Annotated in this window: 13 protein-coding genes; 1 reads left to right on the top strand and 12 read right to left on the bottom strand. The window is 44.6% G+C overall.

Features of this window, described 5'->3' with window-relative positions:
• A complete protein-coding gene (locus tag Q0E19_RS08330) occupies positions 1–858 on the bottom strand; it encodes a dipicolinate synthase subunit DpsA (protein WP_294408795.1) in 858 nt (285 codons plus the stop codon).
• A 291-nt stretch (positions 859–1149) separates the two neighbouring features.
• Between Q0E19_RS08330 and Q0E19_RS08325 the strand changes: the two genes are divergently transcribed.
• A complete protein-coding gene (locus Q0E19_RS08325) occupies positions 1150–3231 on the top strand; it encodes an elongation factor G (protein WP_294408793.1) in 2082 nt (693 codons plus the stop codon).
• Between the two features lie 79 nt (positions 3232–3310).
• Here Q0E19_RS08325 and Q0E19_RS08320 read toward each other — a convergent pair whose 3' ends face one another.
• From Q0E19_RS08320 to Q0E19_RS08270, 11 genes are all read right to left on the bottom strand, one after another.
• Entirely contained in the window at positions 3311–3988 is a 678-nt protein-coding gene (locus tag Q0E19_RS08320; RefSeq protein WP_294408790.1) for a TIGR00266 family protein, read from the bottom strand.
• 38 nt (positions 3989–4026) lie between these two features.
• Complete coding sequence (locus Q0E19_RS08315; RefSeq protein ID WP_294408788.1) at positions 4027–4698, bottom strand: HAD family phosphatase; 672 nt, start codon at positions 4696–4698, stop codon at positions 4027–4029.
• A gap of 16 nt (positions 4699–4714) precedes the next feature.
• Positions 4715–5830 carry a class I SAM-dependent RNA methyltransferase gene (locus Q0E19_RS08310; RefSeq protein WP_294408787.1) on the bottom strand — a complete coding sequence of 372 codons (1116 nt, stop codon included), beginning with the start codon at positions 5828–5830 and terminating at the stop codon, positions 4715–4717.
• Between the two features lie 64 nt (positions 5831–5894).
• Positions 5895–8108 carry a transglycosylase domain-containing protein gene (locus Q0E19_RS08305; protein ID WP_294408786.1) on the bottom strand — a complete coding sequence of 738 codons (2214 nt, stop codon included), beginning with the start codon at positions 8106–8108 and terminating at the stop codon, positions 5895–5897.
• Between the two features lie 215 nt (positions 8109–8323).
• Positions 8324–10282 carry a bifunctional 4-hydroxy-3-methylbut-2-enyl diphosphate reductase/30S ribosomal protein S1 gene (locus Q0E19_RS08300; protein ID WP_294408785.1) on the bottom strand — a complete coding sequence of 653 codons (1959 nt, stop codon included), beginning with the start codon at positions 10280–10282 and terminating at the stop codon, positions 8324–8326.
• A complete protein-coding gene (cmk, locus tag Q0E19_RS08295) occupies positions 10283–11656 on the bottom strand; it encodes a (d)CMP kinase (protein WP_294408784.1) in 1374 nt (457 codons plus the stop codon).
• 29 nt (positions 11657–11685) lie between these two features.
• A complete protein-coding gene (locus Q0E19_RS08290) occupies positions 11686–12927 on the bottom strand; it encodes an NAD(P)/FAD-dependent oxidoreductase (protein WP_294408783.1) in 1242 nt (413 codons plus the stop codon).
• Complete coding sequence (locus tag Q0E19_RS08285) at positions 12924–13796, bottom strand: MurR/RpiR family transcriptional regulator (RefSeq protein WP_294408782.1); 873 nt, start codon at positions 13794–13796, stop codon at positions 12924–12926. The genes Q0E19_RS08290 and Q0E19_RS08285 overlap by 4 nt, the downstream gene beginning before the upstream one ends.
• 13 nt (positions 13797–13809) lie before the next feature.
• Positions 13810–14019 carry a DUF3006 domain-containing protein gene (locus tag Q0E19_RS08280; protein ID WP_294408781.1) on the bottom strand — a complete coding sequence of 70 codons (210 nt, stop codon included), beginning with the start codon at positions 14017–14019 and terminating at the stop codon, positions 13810–13812.
• A gap of 10 nt (positions 14020–14029) precedes the next feature.
• Entirely contained in the window at positions 14030–15037 is a 1008-nt protein-coding gene (locus Q0E19_RS08275; RefSeq protein WP_294408780.1) for a ComEC/Rec2 family competence protein, read from the bottom strand.
• A complete protein-coding gene (locus Q0E19_RS08270) occupies positions 15010–17736 on the bottom strand; it encodes a DNA translocase FtsK (protein WP_294408779.1) in 2727 nt (908 codons plus the stop codon). The genes Q0E19_RS08275 and Q0E19_RS08270 overlap by 28 nt, the downstream gene beginning before the upstream one ends.
• Between the last annotated feature and the right edge of the window lie 96 nt (positions 17737–17832).

The following is a 17832-nucleotide window of genomic DNA, read 5'->3' as shown; positions in this document are numbered from 1 at the left end:
TTATTTTCCCCTTTCAAGCAATATATCTTTTACAGTTTCCGCAATTATTTTTCCGCTTGTGATTGGTGCAACCTTTCCGGGGAGCGAAAGTGCCTGCACTACCCTTTTATTAAGCTCTCTGGCAGCTTCAAAATCTATTCCGCCTGGGACAGACGCAAGGTCAATGAGCAAAGTGTCCTTTGCCGCAGCTTTCAGAAGCCGCCTGTCAAAGATCATTGCAGGAACTGTATTTATGATTATGTCAAACCTCGGGATATGACCGTAAAGCTCCTTGAAATCGAAAGCTTCAAGACCGTTGTTCTGTGCCTCTGCCGCCGCTGCGCTCCTGCGTACAGCAACGGCACACTGCGCTCCCGCACCTTTAAAAAGATTTGCGCAGGCTTTTGCCGTTCTGCCGTATCCCGTTATAAGCACACGGCTGCCGAAAATGGTTATACCTGTTTCGTTCATGGCTATCTGCAATGCACCCTCGGCTGTTGGAATACAGTTTTTAATAGCAAGCTCCTCACGCTTGAAATAATCCGCAACATCATATCCCAGTGCCGAGAAATATTCTATCATTCGTATGTTCAGCCTGCCGCCTGTCACGAGAGCACCTTTTTTCAGATGATCCGAAAGCTCCGTACAGAATACCTTTTTTCCGCCGCTGCACCCTATCTCCAATCCGCTGCCCTTTATGATAGGCAGAACAAGCACATCTGCTTTTTCGTGCATATCCCCGATCTCTGCGAGAGGTATCACGCTTCCTCCGCTGAGATCTGATCCGTAGCTGTACACCCTGCCCATTTCATTCAAGGCGCAGCTCATATAGAACTGTCTTGAATCTCCTCCTACGCAGAGAAAAATACGTTTATCCATCACCATACCTCCCGAAATTTTCAGCAGTGCAGCTTTGCCGCCTGCCTATACATAAATATATGCCAGCGATGTCTGTTTAGTGAAAGCTGTGTGATGTATGACTTTTTTCGTGTAGAATATTTTTATCAAATTTTGTTCATAATCACGAAAAGTATTTTTCGCAAAGCTCTTGTAATTTTAGACACAATGTTGTATAATTTATATATGCTGTTATATGTTTTTGTTTATTATCACAATGCATTGCGGCAAATATAAAATATGACTCAAAGTCAAAGATTGGAGCGAATTATCTTGAAAAAGTTTGACAGTACCAGAATTAAAAATATTGCCATTGCAGGTCACGCAGGTTCAGGCAAAACTTCCCTGACAGAGGCATTGTTATATAAGAGCGGAGCAGTTGACAGACTCGGTAAAGTCATCGACGGCACATCAGTTTCTGACTTCACAGCAGAGGAGATCAAGAGAAAATGCTCTGTTTATACCTCACTCTCCGTTATGGAAACAGGAGAATATAAGATAAATCTTCTCGACACCCCCGGACTTTTCGATTTTGAAAAGGGTATGGTCGAGGGTATCTATGCCAGCGGCTGTGTAATGATAACAGTTTCGGGCAAGTCGGGCGTAAAGGTCGGCACTCACAAGGCTTACGACTGCGCAAAGAAATTCTCAAAGCCGACTATGTTCGTTGTAACAAAGCTTGATGATGACAACGCAAACTTCAATAATGTACTGACACAGCTTAAAGCTGAGTTCGGTCCTACTGTTTGCCCTGTTGTAGTTCCTGTTATTGCTGACAGAAAGATCGTTTCATATGTAAACCTCATTGAAATGAAAGCATACAAATACGAAAACGGCAAGGCGGTTGAAACGGATATGCCGACTGCCGAAGTATCAGATAAAATGGAATACCGTATCGACGGACTTATCGAAGCCGTATCAGAGGCTGTTGCCGAAACTGACGAGGCACTGTTTGAAAAGTTCTTCTCAGGCGAGGCTTTCACCCAGAAGGAACTTATCGACGGCATACATAAGGGTATGAATGAGGGAATAATCACACCTGTTACCTGCGTATCCTCCACCAACCTTTCAGGCGTTGATATGCTGCTCAAGGAGATCGACCTTCTGCTACCGCCTCCTTCCGAAAAGGACGCTGTTACAGGCGAAACTGCTGACGGCGGCCTTGTTGACGTAGTTTGCAGCGAAAGCGATCCTATGTCCGCTTTTGTTTTCAAGACAGTTGCCGATCCGTTCGTAGGAAAAATGTCCTTTATGAAAGTTTTCTCAGGAACGATCAAGTCCAATAAGGAAGTTGTGAATGCTACCACAGGCAGCACAGAAAAGGTCGGCAAGCTTTGCACACTTCAGGGCAAAAAGCAGATAGATGTTGATGAGGCAGGCTGCGGCGATATCGTTGTGGCAATGAAAATGAACGTAAACACCAATGATACTATATGCGATGCTGCAAGAGTTGTTAAGTTCCCTGCCATCGAATTCCCTGCTCCATGCTATAAAATGGCTGTAAAGTCAAAGAAACAGGGCGACGAAAGCAAGATATCTTCTGCTATGGCAAGACTTTTGGAAGAAGATCCTACTTTGAAATATGGTCTTGACTCATCAACAAATGAAATGATACTCAGCACTCTTGGCGGAGTTCACCTTGATTCTGTTATCGGCAGACTGAAAAATGATTTCGGCGTTGACGTTGAAACCACCCTACCGAAGATATCCTATCGTGAAACTATCAGAAAGAAAGTAAAAGTACAGGGCAAGCATAAGAAACAGTCGGGCGGTCATGGTCAGTATGGTGATGTATGGATCGAGTTTGAGCCTTGTATTTCTGATGATCTTGTTTTTGAAGAAAAGGTGTTCGGCGGTGCAGTTCCAAAGAACTTCTTCCCTGCTGTTGAAAAGGGATTGCAGGAGTGCGTAAAGAAGGGTGTGCTTGCAGGGTTCCCTGTTGTGGGACTTAAAGCTATACTTGTTGACGGCTCATATCACCCTGTTGACAGCTCGGAAATGGCATTCAAAATGGCTGCGTCCATTGCATACAAGGAGGGACTCAGACAGGCTGAACCTATACTTCTCGAACCTATCGGTGCGCTGAACGTTCTTGTCCCTGACGAAAACACAGGTGATATGATGGGCGAGCTTAATAAGCGCAGAGGCAGAGTGCTTGGTATGAATCCTGCTGAAAAGAAGGGACTTACCGAGATAATCGCAGAAGTTCCTATGGCAGAGATGCTTGACTTCACGCTGACGCTCAGACAGATGACTCAGGGCAGAGGTTCATTCACCTTTGAAAAGGTAAGATACGAGGCTCTTCCTGCAAATCTTGTGGCAGACGTTATTGCCAAAAATGCGCTGACAGATTAACAGACTGAATAAACAATTAAACAAATATAAAAACAGAGCATTTCGCAAATGAAATGCTCTGTTTTTTATGTATATCATATTATTTTGAAGCCGTGCCGTACATTCCAACTGCCTGAGCAAGCTTGCTCTTAGGCATAGTCTGGAGCCATACATGACCTGGACCTGTGATCCTTGTGTTGAAAAGACCTTCGCCGCCGAACATAACGTTCTTTATGCCCTTTACCATTTCGATATCAATAGAGCATGAAGCCTCCATAGCCGCAAGGATACCTGTATCTACCATAATGGACTGACCAGCCTGAAGCTGATAATCAATGATAGTACCGTCAAATTCAAGGAAAACTATTCCCTGACCTGAAAATCTCTGCATGATAAAGCCTTCACCGCCGAAAAATCCTGCGCCAAGCTTTTTCTGAAAGAACATTTCCATATTAACGCTCATCTCTGAACCGAGAAATGCTGACTTCTGAGCAACGATAGGCATCTGTGCAACGTCGATAGCCTTTATCTCGCCAGGGAAACTTGATGCCATAGCGATCATTCCGTCACCGCCCATAGATGTATATACATTCTGGAACATTGACTCGCCTGAAAGCGCTCTTGAAAACATCTTGCCTACTCCGCCGCCTGCATTCGTGGACATCTGAAGGTTTGGTGTCATCCAGCTCATTCCGCCCTTTTCTGTCTTGATAGACTCGCCAGGCTGAAGATAACAGATAGCAACAGGCAATGGTGTTCCCTTAATTTCGTAACGCATAATAAAATCCTCCTATAATTTGTTTTTATATCAACAGATCAAACATCTGCTGTTCTCAGTTCATCAAGCAGCTCATCGAGCGAGCCAAACTTCTTTTCCGCAAGTTTCAGCATTTCCTCGTCAGGTTCGATAAGGTCAGGCACAAGCAGAGGTTTCATACCTGCCCTGTGAGCAGAGATCATGCCGTTGCGTGAATCCTCCACCGCCACTGTAAACTCAGGTCTTACCCCAAGCTTTTCACAGGCAAGGAGGTAAATATCAGGCTGCGGCTTTGAATGTTCCACCATATCTCCGCCGACGATCACTGAAAAATGATCTATAAGTCCTGCCACTTTAAGCTCCTCGACCACCACATTATATGATGTTGATGATGCAAGTCCAACTTTTACGCCGTTGCCGCTGAGCCATTCAAGCAGCTGTTTTGCACCGCTTTTCAAAGGCAGACCTTCCTTTTCCATTATCTCATGAAAAAGCACCTTGCCCTCTTTATAAAGCTTTGGTATGCTGACACGGTCGCCGTAAGCGTCTTCAAATATCTGCATTGAATCGACTGTACTTCTTCCAATACAGCGTCTTGCAGTCTGCTCAACATTTTCAAGACCATATCTTTCGCCTATCATCACCCAGCAGCGCAGACCGATCTGTTCAGAGTCAAAAATAACTCCGTCCATATCAAAAATTATTCCGTCAAGCTCTTTAATATTTATCATTCAGAAACCTCCGACGTTATTTGAAATACATATAAAGGCAGCATTTTATCATGCCGTTGTACAGCTTGCGCTTTTTATCCGCCTTTTTGCCGAAGAACATCTCAAAATCCTCGTGAGGTGAGATTATATAGCATGGATTTTCCCTCGACGGAGAAAGCCTGTCGCCAAGCCTTTTATAAAGCTCCTCCGCCTCTTTCAGCTCCAACATTCTTTCGCCGTATGGCGGATTGCAGAATGTAACGGAGTTTTCGATCTGCTTGAATTTTGAAATATCCTGCTGTTTTACAGTAAGCTTTGAGCCTACTCCTGCTTTCTTTGCATTGTCCCTTGTGAGCAGAACAGCCATATCGTCTACGTCAAAGCCATACCCAGCAAAAGTTCCCTGTCTGTCAATAAGATCCATTGCCTCACTGCGGCAGTCACGCCATATCTGCTCAGGTATCTGATCCCACTTCTGAGCGGCAAAATTTCTTCTCAGACCCGGAGCGACATTCAGTGCTTTATAGGCAGATTCTATAAGAAAAGTACCCGAACCGCACATAGGGTCAGCCACAACAGTGTTGCTCCTTACTCTTGCAAGGTCAACTATACCTGCGGCAAGTGTTTCCTTTATAGGTGCGTCATTGGAATTTCTTCTGTAACCACGCTTATGAAGTCCCTGTCCCGTAGTATCAAGATATATTGAAACAAGGTCCTTCTGGATTGAAAACTGTATCTGATGCTTTGCACCTGTTTCCTCGAAATATGAAATGCCGTACACTCTGCTGAGCCTTTTTACGCAGGCTTTCTTTATGATTTTCTGACAGTCAGGCACAGAATGCAGCTGCGAATTAAGGGAATATCCCTTAACAGGGAAAGCGTCGAACTTTCCGATATAATCCTCCAGCGGCAGTTTTTCCACGCCATTGAAAAGCTCTTCAAAGCTTTTTGCAGTGAAACTGCCCAACTCGATAAGTACACGTTCGCCTGTGGCTACCCACAGATTTGCTTTTGCGAGTACGGAAAAGTCACCGTCAAAGGAAATTTTTCCGTCCCTTGTGGTAAGATTTTCTCCGCCGATTTTCTTTATTTCATATGCCAGTACGCTCTCCAGACCGAAGTGGCAGGGTATGCACATTCTGATTAATGCCATATTTTATCCTTTCACAAAAAACCTACATATCGGAAGATAACTTCCGATAGTAGGTCTGTTTGAATTAGTGTCCGCCGTAACAGTAGTCGATATTGTCGGTTACCTTGAAGTAGCCTTCCTTCGTACTTGAACAGCTTCTTGATGCGATTTTACCTGTCTTTGTACAGTAGTTGAGTTTCTGCACCGATTCAGGCATAGGGAAGGTATCAACAAATGAGTGATGCTCTTCCTTTTCGGCTATGCTACCGAAAACATTCTTCCAGATAGCGCCGATATTCTGATATTCATTTGTCGGGATAGTTGACGGATTTTCGTAACCTATCCATATACCTGAAACATAGTCAGGTGTACAGCCTACGAATGAAAGGTCATACCAGTCTGATGAAGTACCGGTCTTACCCACAAGGTCGGTGTTTGAAAGTTTTGCATATCTACCGGTACCCTGTTCGTCATTGATAACATACTGCATCATTCTGTTCATGATGTATGAAGTGCTGTCCGAAACAGCCTGCTTGTATCCGTCTGTCTTTTCGTAGATAACATTTCCCTCGGAATCTTCGATCTTAGAGATATATGAAACCTCATACTTGCGTCCGCCGTTGCCGAAGATCATATAAGCGCCAACAAGCTCTTCAAGCTTCAGACCGTTTGTAAGACCGCCGACCGTTACAGGCGAGTAGTCTGCGTCAGAGTCAGCAAGAGTTGTGATATCCAGTTTCTGTTTAAGGAAGTTATAAGAATATGAAGGAGTCATCTTTTCGATAAGCTGTGCAGGCAGTGTATTAAGCGAACGCATAAGCATCTGCCATGTAAAGAGGTTATCGTATGACCAGTTTGCACTGTCGCCTGTTTCAGAGTAGTTTACAGGCCATTTTTCCTTCTTGCCGTCCTTATTTGTTATCTCGATAGGTTCGTCCTTAGAGATAGTTGACCATGTTATAAGATCCTGATCCAGTGCAGGAGCGTATGAAGCGATAGGCTTTATACACGAACCTGGGGAACGGGTAGCGTCCGTTGCGATGTTATATCCTCGTGAATCGGTCTTTTTATCACGTCCGCCGACAACCGCCTTGACGTTGCCCTGATAGTCCATAGCTATAAAGCCTGACCAGAGGGTATCGTCCTTTTCGCTCATTGAATAGGTCGTAAAGTTTGATGCGTCCTGCATCTGCTTTTCTACCTTTTTCTGCATATCAATATCAACGGTAGTGTAAACTGTGAAACCGCCGTCATAAAGCTGCTGCTGAGCGTCCGCCGCAGTAATTCCGTAGTTATCCTGTATACGCTGGATAGCCTCATTTATAGCAGCGTCCATAAAGTATGAAGTAGGGCCCTGATCCTCAAGTTCTTCCTCATATACAGTGTTGCTGGAGTAGTCAAAATTTCCAACTACATTAAGTTCTTCATTAAGAGCGGTATTGTATTCCTGCTCAGAGATAGCACCATTTTCCAGCATATGATCAAGACAATATTTCTGTCTTATCTTATTTGCCTCAGGATCGTCAACAGGGTTGTTGTAAGCAGGCGAACTTGTCATACCTGCAAGTGATGCACACTCCGCAAGGTCAAGGTCAGAAACGTCCTTGCCGAAATAATAGTTTGCGGCTGCCTGAACACCAACGATATCCTGCTGCATAGTACCCAGCGGAACAACGTTCAGATAGCTCTGAATAATATCTTCCTTTGTATATGTTTTTTCAACGTTTATAGAACGGAAAATTTCTCTTATCTTACGTTCAACACCTGCGATACCGTTTCTGGCATCTTCACCAGTGAGCTGTTTTATAGTCTGCTGAGTGATAGTCGAACCACCGAACACTCTGTCGCCGGGCAGAAATACATTTACAAAAGCGGCAAATGTACGCTTGAAGTCAACACCGTCGTGACTGTAAAAACGCTCGTCCTCAGTATACACGAAAGCGTCGATAAGCGACTGCGGCATTTCATCGTAGTCCACCCATATAAAATGCTTCTGCTCATTTTTCAGTGCATAGTAAAGCTGATACTTATCCTTTTCCTCGTCATTTTCCTCATCATACTTAGGATTTTCGTTCAGAAATCTCGTAATATTGCTTCCTGAGATCTTTTCAAGGCTGACGGTAGTTGTCGTATCCGCAAAATTAAGCACATATATAGTAAGAACCGTTCCGAAAATCGAACAAGTGATTATCAATACAAGAAAGATCGACAGCAGCAGCGTACCGATTATCCTGAACACTCTGCCGACAGGACTTGTACTTTTTTTCTTCTTTTTAGTTCTTTTCCTTGTCTGTTCCATATAAATAACCTTTCGTATCAATATTATTACGCAATTATATTATACCACATACGAATAAAAAAGTTAAGCATTTTTAGAAAATACTAAGATTTTTTTTGCAATTTTAAGCATTTTTTATAATTTCAAATAGAATTATTAGTTATATTGACAGCCAAAAAATGCTGAAAATAATTAAAGGGGACGACAGAATCGCCCCCATATAATCAGTTTTGCAATTATTCAGCTTCAGTATCTTCAGCGTCATCAGCCGGAAGCAAAGCTCTCATAGAAAGACTGATTCTCTTCTTGTCAGCATCGATCTCTGTGATCTGGCATTCAACTTCCTGACCAACAGAAAGGATATCAGCAACGTTGTTCACTCTCTGATTTGCGATCTGAGAAATGTGGATAAGACCGTCGATTCCGTCAATGATCTGTGCGAAAGCACCGAATGATGTGATAGAAACGATAGTAGCCTTTACCTTCTGACCAACTTCGTAGTTAGCCTTGAAGATCTCCCAAGGATTCTCTGAATCCTTCTTGTATGTGAGGGATACCTTCTTTGTTTCAGGATCGATATCCTTGATCTTTACTGTTACCTTGTCACCTACTGAAACAACATCAGATGGGTGCTTGATCCTGTTCCATGAAAGGTCCATTCTTCTTACAAGGCCGTCAACTCCGCCGAGATCTACGAATACGCCGTAATCTGTGATAGACTTAACAACGCCTTCAACCTCTGCGCCTACTTCAGCAGTTTCAAAGAACTTAGCCTGTGCAGCTGCCTTCTCTTCTCTTGCTACGGCTCTGATAGAACCAACAGCTCTCTGCTTGCCCTCGTTTACTTCAAGGATCTTGAAGTTTACTGTCTGCTTAACAAGCTCGTTGAGATCAAAATCTCTTCTTGGAGCTGCCTGTGATGCAGGGATAAATACCTTTACGCCATTAGCAGAAACAAGAACTCCGCCCTTTACTACGTTTGTAACGACACCAGAAAGAACAGCATCGTTCTCCTTAGCTTCCATGATCTTCTGGAAACCGAGAACTGCGTCTACCTTCTTCTTTGAAAGTGTAACGATACCGTCATTATCGCTTGTCTTAAGAACGATAAGGTCGATAGTATCGCCTACGCTTACGATGTCAGCAGGCTTCTTTGAAGGATCGTCAGTCAGCTCTGACAGAGGAACATATCCTGTGTGCTTTGTGCCGATATTTACTGTGATCTCAGTATCGCCGACAGACTCGACAACGCCTTCCACCTTCATCCCCGTATGTATTTTCTTGAGGGTCTTTTCAAGCTCCTCCTCAAAATTAAATTCTTCGTCAACATTGTTCAACATTTCACTCATGGTCCGTTGTACCTCCTTGATTATATAAGCCGGCGTCGAAGCCCCGGCAGAAATCCCGATAAATTTTGCCCCTGTTAAGTCAATACCGCTTTTCCTCAGACCGTCGGCATTTTCCACTAAAAGACATTTGCAGTATTCATCACAGATCGCTTTCAGCTTATGTGTATTTGAGCTATGAAGCCCGCCTGCTATTATCATCAGATCAGCCTGCTTTGCAAGTTCGGCAGCTTCGTTCTGTCTTTCCGAAGTTGCGGCGCATATAGTGTCATACACCAGCGCCTCAGGCAGATACTTTTCAAACAGCTCACGGCATTTTTTCCACATATTTTTATTATACGTCGTTTGCGCCAAAATTGCAACCTTTTTTGATGAAAAATCTTTGCTTTTCACCAAAATTTCAAAATCATCACAAGAATTAAACACATAGCTATCTCCAAGGCAATGCCCCATTATCCCCATAACTTCCGGGTGGCGGCTGTCCCCTGCGATAAGAACGGTATAACCCTGCTCGGATTTCTCCTGAGCAATTTTGTGTATGCGGCTCACGAACGGACAGGTGGCATCAATGACCTCCGCCCCGATCTCTTCGAGCCTTTTGTAAACGTCCTTCCCTACTCCGTGGGAACGTATAATAACCTTCTGTCCTTCTTTAACATCTTCAAGCTCAACGGGGTATACCCCTTTAGCCTTCAAATCCTCAACCACGTTTGGGTTATGGATAATAGGACCTAACGTTACAACATTATTTCGGTTATCTAAATTATTATACACTATTTTTACGGCTCTGTCTACACCAAAACAAAATCCCGCAGTTTTAGCAACACAAATTTTACATTTTATTAACATTTAATCATGCACCAACTCTTTGATCTTATCCATTATCGTATTTTTGATTATCTTCAGCTCTTTAGGATTAGTTGATGTTACGCCTATTTCAGACGGGATTATCGGCTCGCCGAACCTTACTACCACCTTTTTTCTGAACTTCAGTCTGCCCTCAAAATTTATTCCAACAGGAACGACCTTTGTCTGAGCGATAGCGGCGATAAGTGCAACGCCTGTTTTTCCTTTTCCGACCTTGCCGTCCTTTGAACGTGTTCCCTCAGGGAAAATAGCAAGGTTTCTGCCCTTTTCAAGCTTTTCGATAGATGTATCTATTACCTCGGTATCTCCCTTTCCTCTTGTAACAGGAAAAGCGCCGAAGGCTTTTATCACAAGGGTGAAGGCGAAATTCTGATGAAAAAGTTCTTCCTTAGCCATATATGACAGCGGAACTCTTGTCGGCAGGGCAATAAAAACAGGATCCTGATAGCTTCTGTGGTTGGAAGCGAAAATATTTCCGCCGTCCTTCGGTATATTCTCTGTACCCTCAAAGGTGATGTTATAGTAGAGATGATACAGACCGATAACTATTGCTCTGAGAATGCTGTACCAGAACATTCTGAAATGGCTGAGCCTGTGGGTCTTTGTGATAGGTCTGACAGGGGCGATCTCCCTTGTTTTTATGCTCTGCTTTTTTTCTCCGCCGTCCGAGTTGTCAGAAGTCTGTTTTTTTTTAAGATTTTCCTCGATAACTCTGCAAACTTCGCTGATAGATTCATCAAGAGTAAGATTTGTCGAATCTATCTCAACTGCGTCATCAGCCTTTTTCAGCGGAGCAGTTTCTCTGTGGGTATCGTTGTAGTCACGCTGCTTTATGTCAGCAAGAACATCATCATATGTTGAGCTGTCGCCCTTTTCCTGCAGTTCCTTGAAACGGCGGTTTGCTCTTTCCTCTGCTGAGGCGGTAAGAAATATCTTTACATCGGCATTCGGCAGGACAACTGTTCCGATATCTCTGCCGTCCATAATGATATTATTCTCTGCGGCGATATTCTTCTGAAGTCCGAAAAGGAACTCTCTTACCTCCGGTATAGCGGAAACCTTTGACGCACCCATGGATATCTCTGGTGTTCTTATCTTATCAGAAACATTTTCACCGTTGAGTATGACCTGCTGTGCGCCGTCCTTGTATTCAAGCTTTACATCTATCTCGCCAAGCAGTGGGATTATCTCCTCACTGCTGTCCGGAGCTATTCCCTTGCCGATAACATAGCAGGCGATAGAGCGGTAAAGCGCACCTGTATCCACATAGATATAGTTCATTTTCTCTGCGGCTTTTCTGGCGATAGTTGATTTGCCTGCACCGGAAGGTCCGTCAAGAGCGATATTTATTCCCATAATATTTCCTCCTAATATATTCTGTCAGCTCACCACGTCTGCCCGATAGTTTCCGCACAGGCATAGGCGGTGGAAAAAGCTATCTGCAGATTGAATCCGCCTGTATAGGCATCAACGTCAATGACCTCACCTATAAAGTACAGGTTTCTGCAAAGCTTTGAACCCATGGTTTTCGGGTCTATCTCAGATACCGCAACTCCCCCTCTTGTGATGATAGCCTCCTCAACAGGACGCATATTCTTCACAGTATAGGTAAGCTTTTTTATCACACTCACAAGTTTAGAGCGTTCCTCCCTTGTGATCTGATTTACTTTTTTGTCAGGCTTTATGCCGCTTCTTTTTATAATAACAGGGATAAGTCCCGCAGGCAGAAGTCTGCCCAGTGAATTGCTGAAATCACGGTTCGGGAGATCGGCGAAATCCCGCTGTATCCTTAGATCAAGCTGTTCCTCAGAAAGCGCAGGTTTAAGGTCGATATCAAGATAATATCTCTCCTTTGAAAGATCCCCCAGATGTGCGCTAGCAGAAAGCACCAGAGGTCCGCTCAGTCCGAAATGGGTGAACAGCATTTCTCCCAATTCCTTATACACAGGCTTTGAACTGCCGTCCTTTCTAAGGGTAAGTGTACAATTTTTCAGACTCAATCCCATAGCCTCTGCACATTCTTCCCTCTCGGATGTAACGATAGGGCAAAGTGACGGTCTGACGGTCTTTATGGTATGACCTGCCGATCTCGCCAGCTTATATCCGTCGCCTGTTGAACCTGTTCTCGGATATGATTTTCCGCCGCAGGCAACTATAATATTTTTTCCGTAATATTCACCCTCGGCGCACTTTACACCTTTAGCCTGTCCGTCCTCTGTGATAAGGGAAACTGCGTTGTCATGAACAAATTTCACTCCGCCGTCACGGCAGGCTCTCAGCAGGGCATTAACTATATCCGCCGCCTTGTCGCTCACAGGGAAAACTCTGTTTCCCCTTTCGGTTTTAAGCGGAACACCGTAGCTTTCAAAAAAGTTCATTGTGTCCTCAGGCGAAAATCTGCTGAGGGCGGAAAACATAAACTTTGAATTTTCAGGGATATTTTTCATTACAGTCTGCGGATCACAGTTGTTTGTGACATTGCATCTGCCCTTGCCCGTTATCATAAGCTTTCTTCCGCACTTGTCGGAATGTTCTATAATAACGACTGAACAGCCCATAAGCGAAAGCTGTGCGCCGCAAAAAAGTCCCGACGCTCCTCCGCCGATTATAACTGCGTCATATATCATTGCGAATCGTCCTCATTTTTAGCGTAAACATCATAATCCGTCCAGATCTTCTCCAGCTTTTCAAAGGTCTGTGTAACTCTGCCGATATTTCTTATAGATACCGCCACGAGCAGAGCATTGACAAGGCTTAAAGGTGCTACCAGCGAATCGACGAACGACGCCATATCACTTCTCGCCAGAAGCAAAGCATCTGCGTATTTTGCAAGGGGAGATGAAGTAGAATCCGTTATGGATATTACCTTTGCCCCTGCGTTGTGGGCATATTTGAGTGCTTTAAGCGTCTGCTTTGAATATCGTGGGAAAGATACTCCTATCATAACGTCCTTTGAATCTATCCTCATTATCTTTTCAAAAAGTTCGGAAGTCGTTGTACTCTGAACAAGCTTTACATGAGGGAAGATAAGGCTCAGATAGTAATTTATGAATGATGCGATAGCGGCGGAACTTCTTGTTCCCATAATATAGATCGTATCGCAGCTTACTATCATATCCACCGCTCTGTGGAAATCGTCCTTTGATATCTCTTCAAGTGTGGTATGTATTCTTTCGATATCGAGATTAAGCACCGTTTCAAGCACATCATCGCTGTTCATCTGCTCCGATGACACCTTGATACGCTGAACGGCTGTGAGCTTGTTTCTCATAAGATCCTGCAAGCCTCTCTGGAGGGCAGGATAGCCGTCATAGCCAAGCTCAGAGGCAAATCTGACTACTGTGGATTCGCTTACCCCGACAGTTTTTCCAAGTTTCTGAGCCGTCATAAAAGCCGCTTTGTCATAATGCGACAGAATATAATTTGCGATCAGCTTATGTCCCTTTGATAAGGACGGCAGCCTTTCATCGATCAATGAAAATAAATCCTTTTCCAACTATATCTCTCCCTTACTCCCACAAATCATTTTGCAGGGCAATGATTTTTTTTCTTCTTTCCTCGGCGGCTTTTTCGTCAACTACAAGCCTGCCGTTCACTTCAACAAGCACATCTCCCTCTTTAACAGGGGGGATCTCGTTCAGCGGGATATCACTAAAGCTGCCGTTTTCAAGCTCGCACACTGCATATCCGCTCTCTATCCTGTCTACTGTATATTTCATAATATCACCGTCATTCAGTATTTTTTTCCGTTTCAACAGACAAGCCCTCGCCGTCCGATCTGAATATAACTGTACCGCAGTTCATAGTCACATATATCTTATCTGCATACTTGCCAAGACGTGTGACCGTCTGTTCGTGTGGATGACCGTACTTATTACCCTCTCCGCAGGATATGACCGCATATCTGGGCATCACCGCATCGAGAAATTCAGCCGAAGATGAAGTTGAGCTGCCGTGATGAGCCGCTTTAAGCACCTTTGCCGAAATATCGAAATCCTGCGAAAGTATATCCTTTTCCTCTTCCTTTTCGCAGTCGCCTGTGATAAGGAAAGAGTTATCTCCATGAACTACCTTGACCAGTGTTGAACAGTTGTTCAGATTGCTGCTCTTGTTTTTAGGGGTAAAAAGCTGAACCTTGCAGCTGCCAAGCTCAAGCTCGCAGTCGGTAGCTTTCGTTATCTTTATCCCCTTATTTTTTAGCGAAAGCAGCATATTTTCATATATTTTCGTGGTAGGCACGATATCATCGGTGACTTTCGGCATAATAAATTTTTCCACATTGAACCGCTCTATTATCTCGCTCATCTCGCCAATATGGTCTGCGTGAGGGTGTGTGACTATAAGATATTTTATATCCACTATCCCTTGTGAAACAAGATAATCAACAGCCTTGTTGGTTTCATCTCTGTCACCGCTGTCTATGACCATTGCCTCGCCGTCAGAAATGACCAGCGTACAATCGCCCTGCCCAACGTCAATGAAATGGACTTCCGTATCAGCGTGTTCGGCAGGCTTGTCTTTAAGCCCTGCATTTATCATAACATCATCAAATGTCACGATACCCGTATGTTCAAGGAACGCTGCCGCCCCCACTACGGTGAGCAGGATAACAAGGACTATGAGCCTGAACCGCTGTTTTGCTGTTAAAGTTGATTTTTTTCTGCTTTTTCTTTTCGCCATTTCAAAGTCCTGTTCTGTGTCGGATAAAGCTATCTTCTTGCTTTCATTTCTATCCACTCGTCAGCCGTGATATTGATCTCTCTCGGCTTTGCGCCGTCCTGCGGGCCTATAATGCCACGCTCTTCTATCTCGTCCATTATTCTTGCCGCTCTTGCAAAGCCAAGCTTAAGCTTTCTCTGCAAAAACGATGTAGACGCCTGTCCGGACTGAACGATTATGGATATTGCCTGATCTATAAGCTCATCATCGGGGTTGACCACGATATTCTCATCTGATCCGCCCGACTTCTTTTCCTCCTTAGGCTTAGGCATATTCTGCTCCACCTCATAAAGTATCTCTTCGCTGTATTCAGCGGTATGCTCGCTTTTCAGGAAGCTTACTATCTCCCTTATCTCCTTTGTGGAGGCATATCCGCTCTGTATTCTTTTGCCCGATTTCATTCCTGCCGCAAGATACAGCAGATCTCCGTTGCCGAGCAGCTTTTCAGCACCGCTCTGGTCAAGAATAACTCGTGAGTCCGTATTGCTGGCAACGCTCAGGGCAACTCTGCATGGGATATTCGATTTTATCATACCTGTGATAACGTCACGTCTAGGCGACTGTGTAGCGATTATCATATGGATACCTGCCGCTCTGGCAAGCTGTCCAAGGCGCTGAACAGACTCCTCCACCTCGCTGCCTGCCGCCATCATAAGATCCGCAAACTCATCTATGACTATGAGTATCTGCGGCATAAGGGAAAGACCTGCGATAACGCTGTCCTGCCGATCTATCGGCTTAGCCTGCTCGTCCCTTATCATATCGTTGAATTCTTCAAGATTTTTTACATTGTTGACCTCAAACTGCTTGTATCGTTTGAGCATCTCATTTACCGCCCAGCCAAGCGCTCCCGCTGCTTTCAGCGGATCCGTAACAACAGGGATAAGCAGGTGCGGTATCTTATTGTAAATATTGAACTCGACCTTTTTAGGGTCTATAAGGATAAGCTTGACCTCGTTAGGTGAAGCATGATACAGTACGCTAAGTATGATAGAGTTTGTAAACACCGATTTACCTGAACCGGTAGTACCTGCAACAAGCAGATGGGGCATTTTCGCAATATCTGCCACAACTATCTTGCCCTCGATATCCTTACCTACCGCAAAGGAAAGCTTTCCCTTTGCCTTTCTGTACTCATCGCTGTCGATAAGCTCACGGAGGGAAACCGTATCTCTGTGGACATTCGGAACTTCAATTCCGACGCATGGCTTACCCGGAACAGGAGCTTGTATTCTTATGCTTGTTGCCGCAAGGTTCATTGCGATATCGTCTGAGAGCGATGTTATCTTTGAAACCTTTACACCTGCAGCAGGTTTAAGTTCATATCTAGTAACGGCAGGACCTCTGAAAATGCCTGTTATCTGTGATTTAATGCCATAGGTGGCAAGCACTTCTACAAGAGTTGTTGACTTTTCCTCTATCTCAGCCGCAACGACAGCCTCGTTCAGCGTATTGTCCGGATATTTCAGAATATCCACAGGCGGATTTACATAGGCGGATATCTTATTATCCTGCTCGAACAAAGTCGTCTGTCCGCCAGCGTCAATATTGACCTGCTGCGGCTTAACATTTTCGTCTGCTTTCTTTTCATCTTCTGCCGCAGGCTCATTCTCTGTGACCTCGCCTGTTTTTTCGTCTATCTTGACGCTGCTGCCCAGAGCCTTTTCGATTATCCTTTTCAGTTCCTTGTTGTTCGTAGTCTTTGCCTCTTCTTCAAGGCGCTGTGTGGTTATAGGCGCTGCCTCAACTGGGTGCGCAGGCATACTTTCAAGCTCGGCTATATCCTCCTCAGCCTGCTGTTCATCGACCTTTCGGTAGACCTCTGCGGCAGTTTCGGGATCATCGTCAGGAAAATACTTTGCGATATCCACTCTGTCTGTACCAGAAGTCACCTTTGCCACACGAGGGGAATTTTCTCTGCCGAAAACAGGTCCTCTCTCCTTAGGCGGCTGAGCGGCACGTTCTATCCTGTCCTCCGCAACGGCTGCTGCGCCCTTGACAAAAGGCTTTGATATCGCCTTGAAAAGCTGTGGCAGGGTTATATCCGTCAGTAGCATAACAAAAGTAAATGCCACAAGTATGATTATTATGGACGCACCGACCTTTTTAAAAGCTGCAAGCAGCGGCCAGCCGAGAATTGCGCTGGCAAGTCCGCCGCCTCTGAGGTTGACGCCGTCCTTATACAGACCCACAAGTTTTTTCCAGAAGGACGAACCTTCGACAGTTCCGACTTGCAATATCTGTATGATACCGCTGAAAAGCAGCATAAGCACTGTCCCCTCGACCACCTTTGCGACCACCGTATTCTGCGTGGTGTTTGAGGCTATCATAAGCGCAACATAGATTATCATAGGCGCAAAAAGGAACACGGATATGCCGAAAATGCCCCTGTTCATGCAATGGAGGGTATTCCACAATCCGTCCCCGGGTACGAATGTTATAAGCAGTTCAAGCACGCCGAAAAAGAAGAGTATGTAAGACCAGAAACGTCTTGTTTCCCTCTCCTTAGCAGCTTTGAGCGAATTAGGCTGATCTGCCTTGCTTTTAGGCTGACTTGCTGCCTTTGACTCGCTTGCGGCAGGCTTTGATTTTGCAGGCTTGCTCTGTGCTTTTGTATTCTGTTTTGCAGCGCCGGAAGTCTTTGACGAAGTGCCTTTTTTCGCCGTACTGCGGCTTGCATTGCCGCCCGACTTGCCGTTAGAAGCTTTCGCTGCCATAACTCACTTTCCTTTCAAAATTTACAAAAAAGCCTGAATTGGACTTCAAGCTTTTCTGAAACAAGATAATATATGACACAGCCGCTCACCTGCTTT

Origin of the sequence: uncultured Ruminococcus sp. (assembly GCF_934476685.1) — a bacterium.
Lineage (GTDB): Bacteria > Bacillota > Clostridia > Oscillospirales > Ruminococcaceae > Hominimerdicola.
The sequence above is the reverse complement of the archived record's forward strand: the minus strand, read 5'-3'. Positions and strand labels throughout refer to the sequence as shown.

Bases quoted from the DNA above. Each gene is read 5' to 3' on its own strand.
- Q0E19_RS08290 (WP_294408783.1), bottom strand. From the start codon at position 12,927: ATGATATATGACGCAGTTATAATCGGCGGAGGAGCGTCGGGACTTTTT.
- Q0E19_RS08315 (WP_294408788.1), bottom strand. From the start codon at position 4,698: ATGATAAATATTAAAGAGCTTGACGGAATAATTTTTGATATGGACGGA.
- Q0E19_RS08280 (WP_294408781.1), bottom strand. From the start codon at position 14,019: ATGAAATATACAGTAGACAGGATAGAGAGCGGATATGCAGTGTGCGAG.
- Q0E19_RS08330 (WP_294408795.1), bottom strand. From the start codon at position 858: ATGGATAAACGTATTTTTCTCTGCGTAGGAGGAGATTCAAGACAGTTC.
- cmk (WP_294408784.1), bottom strand. From the start codon at position 11,656: ATGGGAATAAATATCGCTCTTGACGGACCTTCCGGTGCAGGCAAATCA.
- Q0E19_RS08300 (WP_294408785.1), bottom strand. From the start codon at position 10,282: ATGTTAATAAAATGTAAAATTTGTGTTGCTAAAACTGCGGGATTTTGT.
- Q0E19_RS08305 (WP_294408786.1), bottom strand. From the start codon at position 8,108: ATGGAACAGACAAGGAAAAGAACTAAAAAGAAGAAAAAAAGTACAAGT.
- Q0E19_RS08310 (WP_294408787.1), bottom strand. From the start codon at position 5,830: ATGGCATTAATCAGAATGTGCATACCCTGCCACTTCGGTCTGGAGAGC.
- Q0E19_RS08320 (WP_294408790.1), bottom strand. From the start codon at position 3,988: ATGCGTTACGAAATTAAGGGAACACCATTGCCTGTTGCTATCTGTTAT.
- Q0E19_RS08270 (WP_294408779.1), bottom strand. From the start codon at position 17,736: ATGGCAGCGAAAGCTTCTAACGGCAAGTCGGGCGGCAATGCAAGCCGC.